Here is a 16,331-nt window from a genome sequence, read left to right on the forward strand (position 1 = left end):
TCATTCGCTCTGTTGATGAGTGGGTGCTGAGTTTTTCTCCACGCGACGGGGCGTTCCGGTTGGGGGGAGGGGTGATGCGTACCAGTTTAAAGGCGCGCCGGGTCCGGCTTTACGCGAGTGCGGCCGTGCTGACGGTGCTGGTCCAGGCCGCCGCGTCCGAGCGCGCCCGCGCGGACAGCATCGTCGTCACCGATCAGAACGCGTTCGCCGCCGCGATCAACGCCGCGCTCGCCTCCGGCCAGCCGGACACGATCACCGTTCAGGGCGGGGGAACCTTCGTCGCGCAGCCGGGCTGGACCTGGCCGGATGGGGGCACGGCCCTGCAGGTCACGTTCAACACGTCGCCCTTCGATATCGGCACTGCCGGCGGCGATGCCGACCTGACGCTCGTTTCGGGTTCGACGCTGATCGTGAACACCACCAGCGGGTCGAGCAACGGGCGTATCGAGATCGGCAATGGCGGGAACGGCACGCTCAACATCGCCGGCGGCACGGTTCAGGTGAACCTGGCCGATACCAGCACGGCGCCCGGAATCTCGATCGGCCGGATCTGGGTGGGGGGCGGCGCGACCAACACGACCGGCGGCAACGGCACGATCAACATGTCGGCAGGTGAGTTGCTGTGGGTCGCGAACCCGGGCAGCCTCAACTATGGCGGGCTGGCGATCGGTCGCGGCAGCGGGGTGGTCGGCAATTTCAACCAGTCGGGCGGCGTCGTCCGCTTCAGCAGCGCAAGCGCGCTGGACCTGGGCACCGCGGGCGGGACGGGCAGCTATACGCTGTCGGGCAACGCCGTCTTCGACGCGAGCGCGGGCGGCATGACGGCCTATATCGGTTCGCGCACCTCAGGCGCGGCCGGGTCGGGCACCCCCGCGTCGGGCACGCTGACGATTTCGGACAATGCCCAGTTCTCGATCACCACGGGCAGCTTTACGGGCGGGCAGCTCTATGTCGGCGATTCCAAGGCAACCGGGAGCATCACCCAGGACGGGCCGGGATCGGTCGTCACGCTGGCGCTCGCCAATCCGATCCGTTTCGGCAGCGACGTCAGCAATTACGGGACGGGGGGGCAGGGCAGCTATAATCTGAGCGCCGGCACGCTTTCGGTCCAGAATGTCGGCGGCTCCGCGCAAATCGTCTTCGGGGCTTCGGCCGGCGGCACCGGGACGTTCAGCATTTCGGGCGGGTCCGCCAACGTCGCGACCGCGCTGGTGCTGGCCAGCGTATCCGGTGCGACCGGCACGCTGACGATGACCGGCGGCGCGCTGACGCTTTCGGGGTCGAGCTTTCTCCAGTTCGGATCGGGCACCGGCGTGGTCAACCTCGACGGCGGCACGCTGACCCTGGGCGGGACCAACGCCATCCGGGGCACGGGCACGTTCAATTTCGGCAACGGCACGCTCGCCGCGGGTTCTGCGCTCACCACCTCGAATGCGATGGTGCTCGGTACGGGAAAGACAGGGACGATCGATACCGGCGGCAACACGGCGACGCTGTCGGGCGTGCTTTCGGGCACGGGTGCGCTGCGCAAGGCGGGGGCGGGCACGCTGACGCTTTCGGGAACGAACAGCTATTCGGGCGGCACCACGGTTTCGGCCGGCACGTTGTCGATCGGCACCGACGCGAATCTGGGCGATGCTTCGGGCGCGCTGACGCTCGCGGGCGGGACGCTGGCGGCGAGTGCGTCACTGAGCACGTCGCGGGCGACGACGCTGGGTGGCGGCGGCGGAACCCTTCAGGCCGGGACGGGGATCTCGCTGACGCTCGCCGGCGTGATCGACGGGGCGGGCGCGCTGACGAAGGCCGGTGCGGGCAGGCTGATCCTTTCCGGCGTCAACAGCTATTCGGGCGGCACCATCGTCTCGGGCGGGACGCTGGAGATCGCGTCCGATGCCAATCTGGGTGCGGCGGCGGGCGGGATCACCCTTGCGGGGGGCTCGCTGGCGTCGACCGCGTCGCTGGCGTCGAGTCGCGCGCTGACGCTTTCGGGGACGAACGCGATCACGCCTTCTTCGGCGACGACGCTGTCGCTCGACGGGAGCATCTCGGGAAGCGGTGCGCTGCAGAAGGCGGGGCTGGGAACGCTGATCCTGTCCGGCACCAACAGCTATAGCGGCGGCACGACCTTGTCGGCAGGCACGCTGAGCGTGAGCGCGGATGCGAACCTGGGCGCGAGCGCCGGTGCGCTGGTCCTGAACGGCGGGACGCTGCGCAGCACGGCCTCGTTCACATCGGCCCGCGCGTTGAACTTCACCGGCAGCGCCACTTTCAACACGGATGTCGGCACGATCCTGAAGCTCACCGGCGACATCACCGGCGCGAGCGTCCTCTACAAGCTGGGGGCCGGAACGCTCGTCCTGACCGGGGCGAGCGAGAACGACGCCGGCGCCGTCATTTCGGCGGGCACGCTGCAGATCGGCGACGGCGGCACGTCGGGCGTCTTGCTGGGCGACAACATCAACAACGGCGCCGTCGTGTTCAATCGATCGGACTCGACGACGTTCGGCTACATGTCGGGGACGGGCACGCTGACCCAGGCGGGCACCGGCACGCTGCGGCTCCTGTACGACAACGACCATTCCGGCGGCACCTTCATCACGGCCGGCACGTTGCAGATCGCGTCGGACGGGGCGCTGGGTGCGGCCAGCGCGACGTTGACGATCGGCAGCGGCACGCTGGCGACGACGGCGACGATCAATTCCACCCGGGCGCTGACGCTGGACGGAGCCGCCGCGATTGCGCCCGCGACGGCCACGACGCTGACGCTGGACGGCGCGATCTCGGGCGGCGGATCGCTGACCAAGACGGGCGCGGGCACGCTGATCCTTTCCGGAACCAACAGCTACACCGGCGGCACCGCCGTTGCCGCGGGCACGCTGCAGATCGCGTCCGACGATCCGCTGGGCGACAGTTCGGGCGACCTCACGCTCGCCGGCGGCACGCTCGCCACCACCGCCGATTTCACCTCTGCCCGCAGCGTGACGCTGAGCGACGCCAGCTCGATCGCGCCGGCATCGGCCACGACGCTGACGCTGGCGGGCACGATTTCGGGAAGCGGTTCGCTCACCAAGAGCGGGGCCGGCACGCTGATCCTTTCCGGCACCAACAGCTATCTTGGCGGCACCACGATCGAGGACGGCACGCTGCAGATCGCGGCGGATGCGAATCTGGGCGCCGGCCAGGGCGTCCTCACGCTGGGCGGGGGGACGCTGGCCACGACGGCGTCGATCACCTCTGCCCGCGACGTGACGCTGAGCGGCGCCAGCACGATCACCCCAGCATCGGCCACGACGCTGACATTGAACGGCGCCGTTTCGGGCGACGGATCGCTGACCAAGGCGGGCAGCGGTACCGTGATCCTGGGCGGCGCCGGCAGCTATAGCGGCATCACGACGATTTCGGCCGGTACGCTTCAGATCGGGAGCGGCGGCACGACCGGGAGCCTTTCCGGCGACATCGTCAACAACGGCGCGCTGTTCTTCAATCGATCGGACGCATTCACCCATGCCGGCGCGATTTCCGGCACGGGCGGGGTGACCAAATCGGGCACCGGCACGCTGACGCTCACCGGCACCAACAGCTATACCGGCGACACCACCGTCACCGGGGGGACGCTGCAGATTTCGGCGGACGCGAACCTGGGCGCGGCGGCGGGCGCCCTTTCGATCAGCGGCGCCACGCTCTCCACGACCGGCACGTTCAGCTCCAGCCGGGCGATCGCGCTGACCGGCAGCACCACGCTGGCGACGGCATCCGACACCACGCTCACGCTTGGCGGTGCAATCACCGGCAGCGCGGCGCTCACCAAGAGCGGCGCCGGCACGCTGGTTCTCACCGGTGCCAACCTGTACAATGGCGGCACGACCGTTTCGGGCGGCCTGCTGCAGATCGGCAATGGCGGAACGACCGGCAGCGTGACCGGCGGCCTTGCCCTCAGCGGCGGTTCCGTCATCTTCAACCGCTCGGATGACATCACCTATAGCGGCGCGATCACCGGCACGGGTTCGCTCACCAAGGACGGCTGGGGGACGCTGACGCTCTCCAGCACGTCGAGCAGCTATTCGGGCGGGACGACGATCTCCGCCGGGACGATCCAGATCTCCAACAATGCGAGTCTGGGAAACGCGGCCTCGCGGTTGACGCTTTCCGGCGGCGCACTTGCCGTGACCCAGACCCTCACCATTTCCCGGCCGGTAACGTTGAGCGGTACCGGGGGTGTTCTGATAACCTCATCCGGGAAGGCGGTGACCTGGAGCGGGGTCATCTCAGGCACCGGCGCGCTCACCGTGAGCGGGGACGGCACGTTGCAACTCACGGGCGCCAACACCTACAGCGGCGGCACCACCATTTCTGCCGGCACCCTCCAGATCGGCAATCTGGGCCCCAGCGGCAGCATCACGGGGGATATTACCAACAACGCCGCCCTGCGGTTCGCCCGTTCGGACGACCTCACCTTCGCGGGCAACATCTCGGGAACCGGCACGCTCACCAAGCGGGGGACGGGCACGCTCACGCTGAGCGGTGCCAATACGTACAGCGGCGCCACGACGATACTCACCGGCGCGCTGCAGATCGCCGCCGACGCGAATATGGGCACCGCCGACCTGGCCCTCAATGGCGGCGTCTTGGCGACGACGGCGACCTTCGGCATGAGCCGGGCGGTTAGCCTTGGCGGCGGTTCGATCTCCCCTGCCACCGGGACGACACTGACGCTGAGCGGCGTCGTTTCGGGTTCGAGCGCGCTGAACAAGGTGGGGGCGGGCACGCTGTCGCTCTCCGGCACCAACACCTACACCGGCGGAACGAACGTCTCCGCCGGCACGCTCGAGGTTTCGTCGTCGGACAACCTCGCCAGTTCGGGCACGATCACGCTTTCCGGCGGCACGCTGGCGACCACCGGGACGTTCAGCTTGAGCCGCGGCATGACGCTGAGCAGCGCCGGCACGCTCTCGCAATCCGCCGGCACGATGCTGACCGTGCGCGGCGGGATATCGGGCACGGGCGGGCTCACCAAGACGGGCGCGGGTACGCTGACGCTCGCCGCCGCCAACAGCTATTCGGGCGGGACGACGATTTCGGCGGGTACGCTCAAGATCGGTGCAGGGGGGGCGACCGGTTCGATCAGCGGGAACGTCGCCAACGAAGGCGCGCTCGTTTTCGACATCGGAGACGTGTTCAACTTCGCCGGCGCGATCTCCGGCACCGGTTCGGTGACCCAGGCGGGGTCGAGCACGCTGATCCTCACCGGCAACAACAGCTACAGCGGCGGCACCACGATCGCGGACGGCGGGATCCAGATTTCGTCCGACGCCAAGCTCGGCGCGAGCTCGGGCGGACTGACGATGGCGGGCGGTGCGCTCTACACGACGACGGACATCACCTCGGGCCGGGCCGTCACGCTGACCGGTGCCGGCACCTTCGTACCGTCGGGATCGACGACGCTGACGCTGACCGGGGCGATCAGCGGTGCCGGTTCGCTGGTCATGGGGGGCACCGGCACCCTGACCCTGCTCGGCGAGAACGTCTACCTCGGCGGCACCAGCATCGAGCAAGGCACGCTCCGGATCGGCGACGGCCGCACCAGCGGCAGCGTGCAGGGGGACATCGCGAACGACGGCACGCTCGTTTTCAGCCGTTCCGACGCAATTTCCTATGACGGCCGCATCACCGGCAGCGGCAGGCTGATCCACGACGGCAGCGATACGCTGACGCTGACCGGCGACAGCAGCTTCACGGGCACGACGTTGATCACGTCGGGCACGCTGCAGCTCGGCAGCGGCGGCGCGAGCGGCAGCCTGGCCGGCGCCATCGCGAACGACGGTGCGCTGATCTTCAACCGTTCGGACGAATACAGCTACGCGGGGCCGATCACCGGCGCGGGCTCGGTCACCGTCACGGGCGGCGGCACGCTGACGCTCGGCGGGACGAACAGCCATGCGGGCGGCACCACCGTGACGGGTTCCGCGACGCTCAAGGTCGCGTCCGACGACGCACTGGGCGATGCCTCGGTTCCGCTCGTGCTTTCGCAGGGCACGCTCGCCGCGAGCAACTCGTTCACCAGTTCGCGGACGTTCAACATCGACGGCCCCGGCGGTACCTTCAGGCCGGACGCCGGCGTCACGCTGACGCTCGACGGAACGCTGAACCACACGGGTACGCTCTACAAGGCGGGGGCGGGCACGTTGGTGCTCGCCGGCGCCAATCCCTATGACGGGTCGAGCGAGGTGCAGGCGGGGACGCTGCAAGTCACCACGAGCAGGATCAGCGGCGACATCGTCAACGACGGCACGGTTGCGTTCGTCCAGGATTTCGACGGCACCTATGCCGGCGTGATCTCCGCCAGCGGCGCCCTCACCAAGTCGGGCACGGGCACCGTCACGCTGACCGGCACGAACAGCTATTCGGGCGGAACGACGATTTCGGCCGGCACGCTGCAGATCGGCGACGGCAACCTGACCGGGGAGATTCGCGGCGATATCGTCAACAACGGTGCGCTGATCTTCAACAACGCCGACCTCATTACCTTTTCGGGCGCGATTTCCGGCTCGGGGTCGCTGACGCACAGCGGCTACTTGCCGCTCACGCTGACCGGCGCCAACAGCTACACCGGGGGGACGATCATTTCCGCCGGCACCCTCCAGGTCGGCGATGGCGGCACGACGGGGAGCATCGTCGGCGATGTCTCCGTTGCGTCTGACAGCACGCTGGTCTTCAGGCGTTCCGACATCATCAGCTTCGGCGGGACGATCAGCGGAGGCGGTGGGGTCACACAGGCCGGACCGGGGACGCTGATCCTGACCGGCACTAACCGTTATTCCGGCCTGACAAGGATCGACGGCGGGACATTGCAGGTGGCCGCGGACGCAACGCTGGGGGATCCCGCAAGCGCGTTGCTCGTGGGCGGGGCGCTCGTCACGACGGCTTCATTTGCCTCGTCCCGCCTCATCAACACGCTTTCCGGCGGCAGCTTCGCCCCGGCCGATGGCACGGTACTGACGCTGGACGGCGAGGTGGCCGGCAATGGGGCATTGATCAAGAACGGTGCGGGAACGCTGGTCCTGACGCATGCCAATGACTATCGCGGCGGAACGGTCGTCGCGGCGGGGACGCTGCAGATCGGCGCAGACGGCAATCTGGGCGTTGCGGCAGGCGGATTGACGCTGAGCGATGCGACGCTGGCCTCGATCGCCTCGTTCGCTTCGGGGCGCGCGGTGCATCTGGGCGGCAATGCCCGGTTCGCGCCGGCCGCCGACACGATCTTGATGCTGGGCGGCGTGGTGAGCGGCACCGGCGCGCTCGTCAAGTCGGGCGCAGGAACGCTGATCCTCACCGGAGCGAACAGCTATGGCGGCGGAACGACGCTTGCGGCGGGCACGCTGCAGATCGACGCCGACGCCAGGCTCGGCGATGCCGCGGCCGGGTTGACGATGGCCGGGGGCGTGCTGGCGACGACGGGGTCGTTCGTGAGCGATCGCGCCGTGACGCTGGCGGGCGGCAACTTCAATCCCGCGACGGGAACGACGCTGACGCTCGGCGGCATCCTGACGGGCGCCGGGACGCTCGTCCAGTCCGGCGCGGGCACGCTGATCCTCACGGGCGCCAACACTTACGCGGGCGGCACACGGCTCTCGGCCGGCACGCTTCAGGTCGCCGCGGACGCCAATCTGGGCGATGCTGCCGGCGGCGTGACCTTTGCGGGCGGGACCTTGTCGACGACCGGCAGCTTCGCCTCGGATCGGACGGTGGCGCTCGCCGCGGATGCGACCTTCACGCCCGCGAGCGGGACCGCGCTGCTTCTGCGTTCGGGCATCTCCGGCACGGGGGCGCTGACTCAGGATGGGCCGGGCACGCTGATCCTGGGCGGTACGAACAGCTATAGCGGCGGCACCCGGGTGACCGCAGGCACGCTGCAGATCGCGGGCAGCATCGCCGGCCCGGCGTGGGTCGCGAGCGGCGCGACGCTGGGCGGCGGCGGCACGATCGGGGGCGACGTGACGCTGGCTGGCGGCGCGACGCTGGCGCCCGGCGCGGTCGATGCGCCGGGGACGCTGACGATCGGCGGCGATCTGTCGGTCGGTGCAGGGGCGACGCTTGCCTTCAGCCTTGCCCAGCCGAATGCGCAGGCCAGCGCACTCAACGACCGGGTGACGGTAACGGGCAACCTTTCGCTGGCCGGCGGCAACATCACGGTGAACGAGGGCGGCCTGTTCCAGCCCGGCAGCTATCGCCTGGTCGATTATGGCGGCACGCTCAGCGTGACGGGGGGCGGTCTGTCGCTTGCGGGCCTTCCGGCCTCGCTTTCCTCAAGCCTGATCCAGACGGCGGTTGCCGGACAGATCAACCTGATCGCGGTCGCCGACGGCGTTTCGACGCAATGGTGGAACGGTGGCGGCATCGGGGGCAGCGGCACGATCACCGGCGGTGCCGGCGGTTGGGACGCGAGCGCGGTGAACTGGTCGAACGTCAACGGCACCAGTGCCGCGTCGTGGATCGACGGCGGCCTCGCGATTTTTACCGGAACGGCGGGTGCGGTCACGCTCGGCAGCGACGTGCGGGCGAGCGGACTGCAGTTTGCGGTGCCCGATTATGCGCTGCACGGCGCCAATACGCTGACGCTGGTGGCGCAGGCAGGCGGCGACGCGCCCTATGTGCGGGTCGATGACGGCAGCGCGACGATCGACGTCGTGGTCGCGGGCGCTGCCGGGCTGACCAAGACGGGCGCGGGCAGCCTGGTGCTGTCGGGCAGCAACAGCTACGCCGGCGGGACGAGCATCTCGGGCGGCACGTTGCAGGTGGCGTCGGACGCCAATCTGGGCGCGGCATCGGGCGGGCTGGCGCTTTCGGGCGCGACGCTTGCGACCACCGCCTCGTTTGCGTCGGCGCGCGGGGTGACGCTGACGGGCAACGGTATCTTTGTGCCGGGCAGCGGGACGACGCTGACGCTCGACGGCGTTGTCGGCGGGACGGGGATGTTGACGCAGGCCGGGCCGGGTACGCTGATCCTGGGCGGTGCCAACAGCTATGCCGGCGGGACGCGCATCTCGGGCGGGACGTTGCAGGTGGCGTCGGACGCCAATCTGGGCGCCGCTTCGGGCGGGCTGGCGCTCTCGGGAGCGACGCTTGCGACCACCGGCTCGTTTGCATCGGCGCGCGGGGTGACGCTGACGGGCGCCAGCATCTTTGTGCCGGACAGCGGGACGACGCTGACGCTCGACGGCGTCGTCGGCGGCGCGGGGACGTTGACGCAGGCCGGGCCGGGGACGCTGATCCTGAGCGGTGCCAACAGCTATGCCGGCGGGACGAGCATCTCGGGCGGCACGTTGCAGGTGGCGTCGGACGCCAATCTGGGCGCGGCATCGGGCGGGCTGGCGCTTTCGGGCGCGACGCTTGCGACCACCGGCTCGTTTGCATCGGCGCGCGGGGTGACGCTGACGGGCACCAGCATCTTTGTGCCGGGCAGCGGGACGACGCTGACGCTCGACGGCGTCGTCGGCGGGACGGGGACGTTGACGCAGGCGGGGCCGGGGACGCTGATCCTGGGCGGGAGCAACGCCTATGCCGGCGGGACGAGCATCTCGGGCGGCACGTTGCAGGTGGCGTCGGACGCCAATCTGGGCGCGGCATCGGGTGCGCTGGCGCTTTCGGGCGCGACGCTTGCGACCACCGGCTCGCTTGTGTCCGCGCGCGGGGTGACGCTGACGGGCACCGGCATCTTTGCGCCGGGCAGCGGGACGACGCTGACGCTCGACGGCGTTGTCGGCGGCGCGGGGACGTTGACGCAGGCCGGGCCGGGGACGCTGATCCTGGGCGGTGCCAACAGCTATGCCGGCGGGACGAGCATTTCGGGCGGCACGTTGCAAGTGGCGTCGGACGCCAATCTGGGCGCGGCATCGGGCGGGCTGGCGCTTTCGGGTGCGACGCTTGCGACCACCGGCTCGTTTGCATCGGCGCGCGGGGTGACGCTGACGGGCAACGGCATCTTTGCGCCGGGGAGCGGGACGACGCTGACGCTCGACGGCGTCGTCGGCGGCGCGGGGACGTTGACGCAGGCGGGTCCGGGGACGCTGATCCTGGGCGGTGCCAACAGCTATGCTGGCGGGACGAGCATTTCGGGCGGCACGTTGCAAGTGGCGTCGGACGCCAATCTGGGCGCGGCATCGGGCGGGCTGACGCTCGCAGGCGGGGCGCTCGCGACGACGGCGTCGTTTGCGTCGGACCGAACCTTGACGTTGGCCGGAACGGGCACCCTGGCGCCGGCGGGGGGAACGCGGCTGACGCTCGGCGGACTCGTTTCAGGCAATGGTGCGCTCGTCAAGGCAGGCACGGGCACGCTGGTATTGACCGGCACCGCCCAGCATGCAGGCGGCACGACGCTGTCGGCGGGGACGTTGCAGATCGGCGACGGCGGTACCGCAGGCAGCCTGAGCGGCGAGGTGCGCAACGATGCCGCACTGGTTTTCAACCGCGCCGATACGGTCGAGTTCGGGGGCACCGTTACCGGCTCCGGATCGCTGACACAGGCGGGGGCGGGCACGCTGATCCTTTCCGGAACCAATCGCCATCAGGGCGGGACGGCGATCGTCGGCGGCACCTTGCAGGTCACCGCGGACGGCAATCTTGGCGATGCCGCGGGCGTGCTCACGCTCGACGCCGGGACGCTGACGACGACGGCGAGCTTCGCCTCGAACCGTGACGTCACGCTGACCGGCAACGCGCGCATCGCGCCTGCCGACGCGACGGCGTTGACGCTGGCCGGACCGATCGCGGGGGGTGGGGCGCTGGTCAAGACCGGCGGCGGGACGCTGATCCTTGCCGGAGCGAACCGCTATGGCGGCGGGACCAGCGTTGCCGCGGGCGTGCTGCAGATTTCCGCCGACACCAATCTTGGCGATGCCAATACCGGGCTGACGCTGACCGACGGCACGCTGGCGACCACCGCCTCGTTCACGTCGAGCCGTTCGGTAACGCTGATCGGCAATGGCACCGTTGCCCCGGCGAGCGGCGTCACCCTGACACTGGGCGGGGCGCTTTCGGGCGCGGGTGCGCTCACCAAGGCCGGGGCGGGCACGCTGATCCTGACCGGCGCGAGCGATTATCGCGGCCCCACGACCATCGCCGACGGCGCATTGTGGATCGGCGATGGCGGGACGGGGGGCAACCTGACCGGCGCGGTCACCAACGAGGGCACGATCGGATTCAACCGCGCTGACGACGTGATCGCGGCGGGAGCGATCGCCGGAAGCGGTGCGCTGGTGCAGCGAGGGCCGGGCAAGTTGACGCTGGTCGGCGCCAACAGTGCCGGGGCAGGGACCAGCGTGGCGTCCGGCACGCTGGAACTCCTGGGCGGCGTCAGCCTGGCAAGCGATGTCGTCGTCCGGTCGGGTGCCGCGTTGCAGGGCAGCGCCGGGGGCGAATCCGGCGGTACGATCGCCGGGACGGTCACGATCGAGGACGGCGGCACGCTGAGGGCCGGCATCGCCACCGCGCCCGACGGGCATGGCCTGACGATGGCAGGGCTGACGCTTTCGGCCGGTGCCAATCTGGACGTGATGCTGGGTGCGCCGACGGGCGGCGCGGTCTTCTCGGCGGGGGTGCTGACGCTTGGCGGCGTGCTGAACGTCACCCGCACGGGCGAGATGGCGCAGGGGGTGTACCGCATCCTCGACTACACGCGCCTCGCGGCGGACAACGGGCTGACACTCGGCAACGTGCCGACCGATTTCAACTATGCGATCCAGCAGGCGCCGGGGCAGGTGAACCTGGCCGTGCTGAACAGCGAAATGCTCTACTGGAACGGCACCGCGACGACCGCCGACGGCAGCCTGCGCGGCGGAAGCGGCAATTGGACGAGCAGCCCGGCCCAGACCAACTGGCTGGTTCCGGCGCTCGATCAGGCGCGGGCATGGAACGGCACATTCGCGGTCTTTTCGGGAGCCGCAGGGACCGTCGCCGTGGTCGATCCGGTTTCGGCGACCGGGCTGCAGTTCATGGCCGACGGCTATGTGCTGTCGGGTGGCGCGATCGCGCTGGCGGCAACCTCGGGCCAGACGCAGGTGCGCGTCGGCGACGGAACCGCAGCGGGAACCGCATATCGGACGACGATCGGCTCGACCCTCACCGGGACGGCCGGCCTGCGCAAGACCGACCTGGGAACGCTGATCCTGACCGGCGACAACAGCTATGCCGGCGATACGAGCGTGGCGCAGGGCGCGCTCCAGATCGGCAATGGTGGGACGACGGGCGCGATCCTGGGCAATGTCACGGTTGCGTCGGGGGCGACGCTTGCCTTTGATCGGGCCGATACGGTGCGCTTTGCGGGCAATATCGGCGGGGCCGGTGCGCTGACGCAGGCGGGGGCGGGAACGCTGGTGCTGACAGGCGCCAACAGCTTCACCGGCGGCACGACGATCGCCGCAGGGGTATTGCAGGTCGGTGACGGCGGAACCGACGGGATGCTTGCCGGGCCGGTGCGCAACAATGGCGTGCTTGTCTTCGACCGCGCCGACGACAGCGCCTTTGCGGGTGTGATTTCGGGCGGCGGCACGCTGACCAAGGCCGGGGCGGGTACGTTGACGCTGTCGGGCGCCAACAGCTTTACCGGGGCGACGACGGTTGCGGCGGGCACGCTGGCCGTGAGCGGCGGCGCTGCGCTGGCCGACGGCGCGCGGGTCACGCTGGCGGCCGCGACGGTGCTGCGCCTGGTCGATGCGGATGAGACGATCGGTTCGCTGGCGGGGACCGGCGGCGTGGCGTTGAACGGCCATGCGCTGCGCGTGGGCGCCGACGGCACCGATACGCGCTTCGATGGGGTGGTCGCGGGCGCCGGGCGGCTGGTCAAGCTGGGCTCGGGCACGCTGACGCTTGCCGGGACCAACGATGCCGCGGCGACGGCGGTCGACAGCGGCACGCTCGTCGCCGAGGGTAACGGCGCTTTGAGCGACGGCAGTGCGGTCGCGGTGGCGGCGGGGGCGATGCTCGACCTGCAGATGACCGGAACCAAGACGCTGGGCGCACTCAGCGGCGGCGGCGACGTCCGGATCAACGCGGCGACGCTCAATGTGGGGAGCGATCAGGGTGCGACGACGTTCGCCGGCACGTTGAGCGGCAGCGGCGGGCTGGGCAAGATCGGGACCGGCACGCTGACGCTGACCGGTGCCAATCGTTTCACCGGGACGACGACGGTCGCGGCAGGCGAACTGGTGCTGGGCGGAAGCCTGACGGGCGATGTCGAGGTGCAGGACGGTGCCCGGCTTTCGGGCGCGGGGGCAGTGGCGCAGACGGTGCGCGTGCGCGATGGCGGAACGTTGAGCGGCGTGCAGGCGAACGGCCTGACGATGGGCAATCTCGATCTGGAGGCGGGCGCCCGCCTCAACGTCACGCTGGGCGCGACGACGGGCGGCGGCGTCTTTACGGTCGACGGCGACGTCGTACTCGATGGCACGCTGAACGTAACGCAGGCCCCGGGCTTTGGCGCGGGCATCTATCGGGTGATCGGCTATGGCGGCAGGCTGACCGACCGCGGTCTGGAGGTCGCCCCGCTCTCCGGCGGCGTGGCGGGCGGCATCCAGACCGCGCTTGCCGGGCAGGTGAACCTGCTTGTCGAAAGCCGGGACAGCACGATGCAGTTCTGGAACGGCGCGCAGTCGACGCCGCGCCAGACGGTGCTGGGCGGCACCGGTACCTGGAGCGCGGGGGAGCAGGCCAACTGGAGCAATGCCTCCGGAACCATTGCGCAGGCGTGGAATGGCGGGCTCGCCGTCTTCCAGGGCACGGCGGGAACGGTCACGGTCGACAATGGCGCGGGACAGGTGCGCGCGACCGGGATGCAGTTCGCGCAGGGCGGCTACCGCGTGGAAGGGGGCGCCATCGCGTTGGAGGGCAGCGGCCCCGCGATGATCCGTGTTGGCGACGGCAGCGATGCCGGTGCCGATGCCGTCGCGACGATCGCCAGCGCGCTGACGGGCGCGACCGGCATGGAGAAGGCCGATCGCGGCCGACTGATCCTGACGGGGGCGAACCGCTATACGGGCGGGACGACCATTTCCGGCGGCGTGCTCCAGATCGGCGACGGGGGGACGGCCGGGGCGATCCTGGGCGATGTGGTCAACAATGCGGCGCTCGCCTTCAACCTTTCGGGCGCGGCGCAGTTCGACGGCGCGATTTCCGGAAGCGGTACGCTGACCCAGATGGGGTCCGGGACGCTGACCCTGACGTCGGCAAACAGCTATGCCGGCGGGACGACGGTCGCGACGGGAACGTTGCGGGTGCTGTCCGGTGCGGCGCTCGGCACGGGCGGGCTGACGATCGCGCGGGGCGCGACGCTTCGTGCCGGCGACAGCTTTGCGTTCGGCAAGGCGCTGGTGCTTTCGAACGCGGTGCAAGGCACGGGGGCATCGGGAATCGAGGTTGATGCGAACAAGACGCTGACCGTGTCGGGTGTGATCTCCGGCGAAGGCAGCCTCGAAAAGACCGGGACGGGTACGTTGGTGCTGACCGGGGCGAACAGCTATACCGGCCTCACGACGATTTCGGCCGGCACGCTGCAGATCGGCGACGGCGGCACCAGCGGCGTCATCCCCGGCGACATCGTCAACAATGCCTCGCTGGTCGTCAACCGTTCGGACTCCTATCGGTTTGCGGGCTCGGTCTCGGGATCGGGGACGCTGACCTTCAAGGGCGGCGGGACCGTCAGCTTCAAATCATCGGTTTCGGCACCCGTCGTCGTCGACGCATCGGTGATGCGGCTGGAGGCGGGCAGTGGCAGCACCGCCAGCTTCACGGTGAACAATGGCGGCGTACTCGGCGGCACGGCGACGATCGGGGGGCTGATCGCCAATGACGGGTCGAGCATCGCCCCCGGCTATTCGCCCGGAACGCTGACGGTGAACGGAACGGTGACGTTCAACGCCGGGGCCATCTATGACGTCGACGTGACGCCACAGGGGGCGCACGACCTGATCGTGGCGACGGGCAACGTGACGCTGTCGCCGCAGGCGAGCGTGCGCGTTCATGCCACGCCGGGGCGCTACAGCCGGAACAGCAAGGTCGCCATCCTCACCACATCGGGCGCCCTGACGGGAACGTTCGGCAGCGTGACGGCGGATTACGCGTTCCTGCGACCGTCGCTGAGCTATGATCTCCAGAATGTCTATCTGAACCTTTTGTACAACGGAAAGGCGTTTGCCGACTTTGCCCGGACGCCGAACCAGCGTGGCGCCGCAACCGGGGCGCAGGCGCTGCCCGACGGCAACCCGGTGTTCGAGGCGCTGATTCAGCTGTCTGAAACGGCGACCGCTTCTGCGTTCGATCAGCTTTCGGGCGAATTCTATGCATCGACGAGCAGCGCTCTCCAGCGGGAGAGCATCTATCTGCGCGAAGCCGTGGGCACGCGTCTGCGGCAAACCGGAACGGAGCCCGGCGTGCTTGCCGCCGCGGCCGATGCCGCCGGGCCGGCGACCGCGGCGCTGGGCCGCGCGCTGACGCCGACGCTCTGGGCGCAAGGCTATGGTGCCTGGGGTGCGAACCGCGGCGACGGCAATGCGGCGACGCTTTCGTCATCGACAGGCGGATTTCTGGCGGGGCTCGACTTTGGCGTTACCGACAGCGTGCGCGCGGGGATCGTCGGCGGATTTGGCCAGACGACGTCGCATCAGGCCGGGTACGTCTCGTCGGCGACGACCGACAATTACGACATGGGCCTGTATGTCGGCGGTCAGTTCGGCGCGCTGGGGCTGAGGGGCGGGGTATCCTATAGCTGGCACGATGTCCGCGCGGTGCGGACGATTGCCTTCCCCGGCTTCAACGATATGCAACGCGCTGCCTATGGCCTTGATACGACGCAGTTGTTCGGTGAAGCGAGCTATCGCCTGACGCTTGGCAAGGCGGCGATCGAGCCATTCGCGAATGCAGCCTATGTCCGCGTTTCCAGCGGGACAGCGGTCGAGCGCGGGCGTGGTGCGGCCGGACTTGCGGTTACGACCCCGCGCCAGCAGACCTTCTACACGACGGTCGGCATGCGGGCGGCGGCTTCGGTCGATCTGGGCGACCATCGGCTCACGCCGAGCCTGACGCTCGGTTGGCAGCGCGCCATGGGCGACACGGCGTCGAGTGCTACGATGCGGTTCCTTTCGGGCGACACCCCATTCGAGGCGGCGGGCGTGCCGATCGTGAAGAACATGGCGACCGTGGGGGCTGGGCTGGCCTATTCGGTGTCGGATCGCGCCACGCTGCAGCTCAACTATAGCGGCCAGTTCGCCGATCGCGCCCACCAACACGCATTTTCGGGGCGGTTCTCGCTGCGGTTCTAATGGCGGAGATGCGGCGGGCCGGTT

Annotated in this window: 1 protein-coding gene; it reads left to right on the forward strand. The window is 69.7% G+C overall.

Going from position 1 to position 16,331, the window contains the following annotated elements; all coding sequences use genetic code 11:
- Nucleotides 1-74 precede the first annotated feature (74 nt).
- Nucleotides 75-16,307 carry an autotransporter-associated beta strand repeat-containing protein gene (locus ACT3CF_RS04095; protein WP_478420551.1) on the forward strand — a complete coding sequence of 5,411 codons (16,233 nt, stop codon included), beginning with the start codon at nucleotides 75-77 and terminating at the stop codon, nucleotides 16,305-16,307.
- Nucleotides 16,308-16,331: the final 24 nt, after the last annotated feature.

The sequence above is a fragment of the Sphingomonas chlorellae genome (genome assembly GCF_056485145.1).

Bases quoted from the DNA above. Each gene is read 5' to 3' on its own strand.
- ACT3CF_RS04095 (WP_478420551.1), top strand. From the start codon at position 75: ATGCGTACCAGTTTAAAGGCGCGCCGGGTCCGGCTTTACGCGAGTGCG.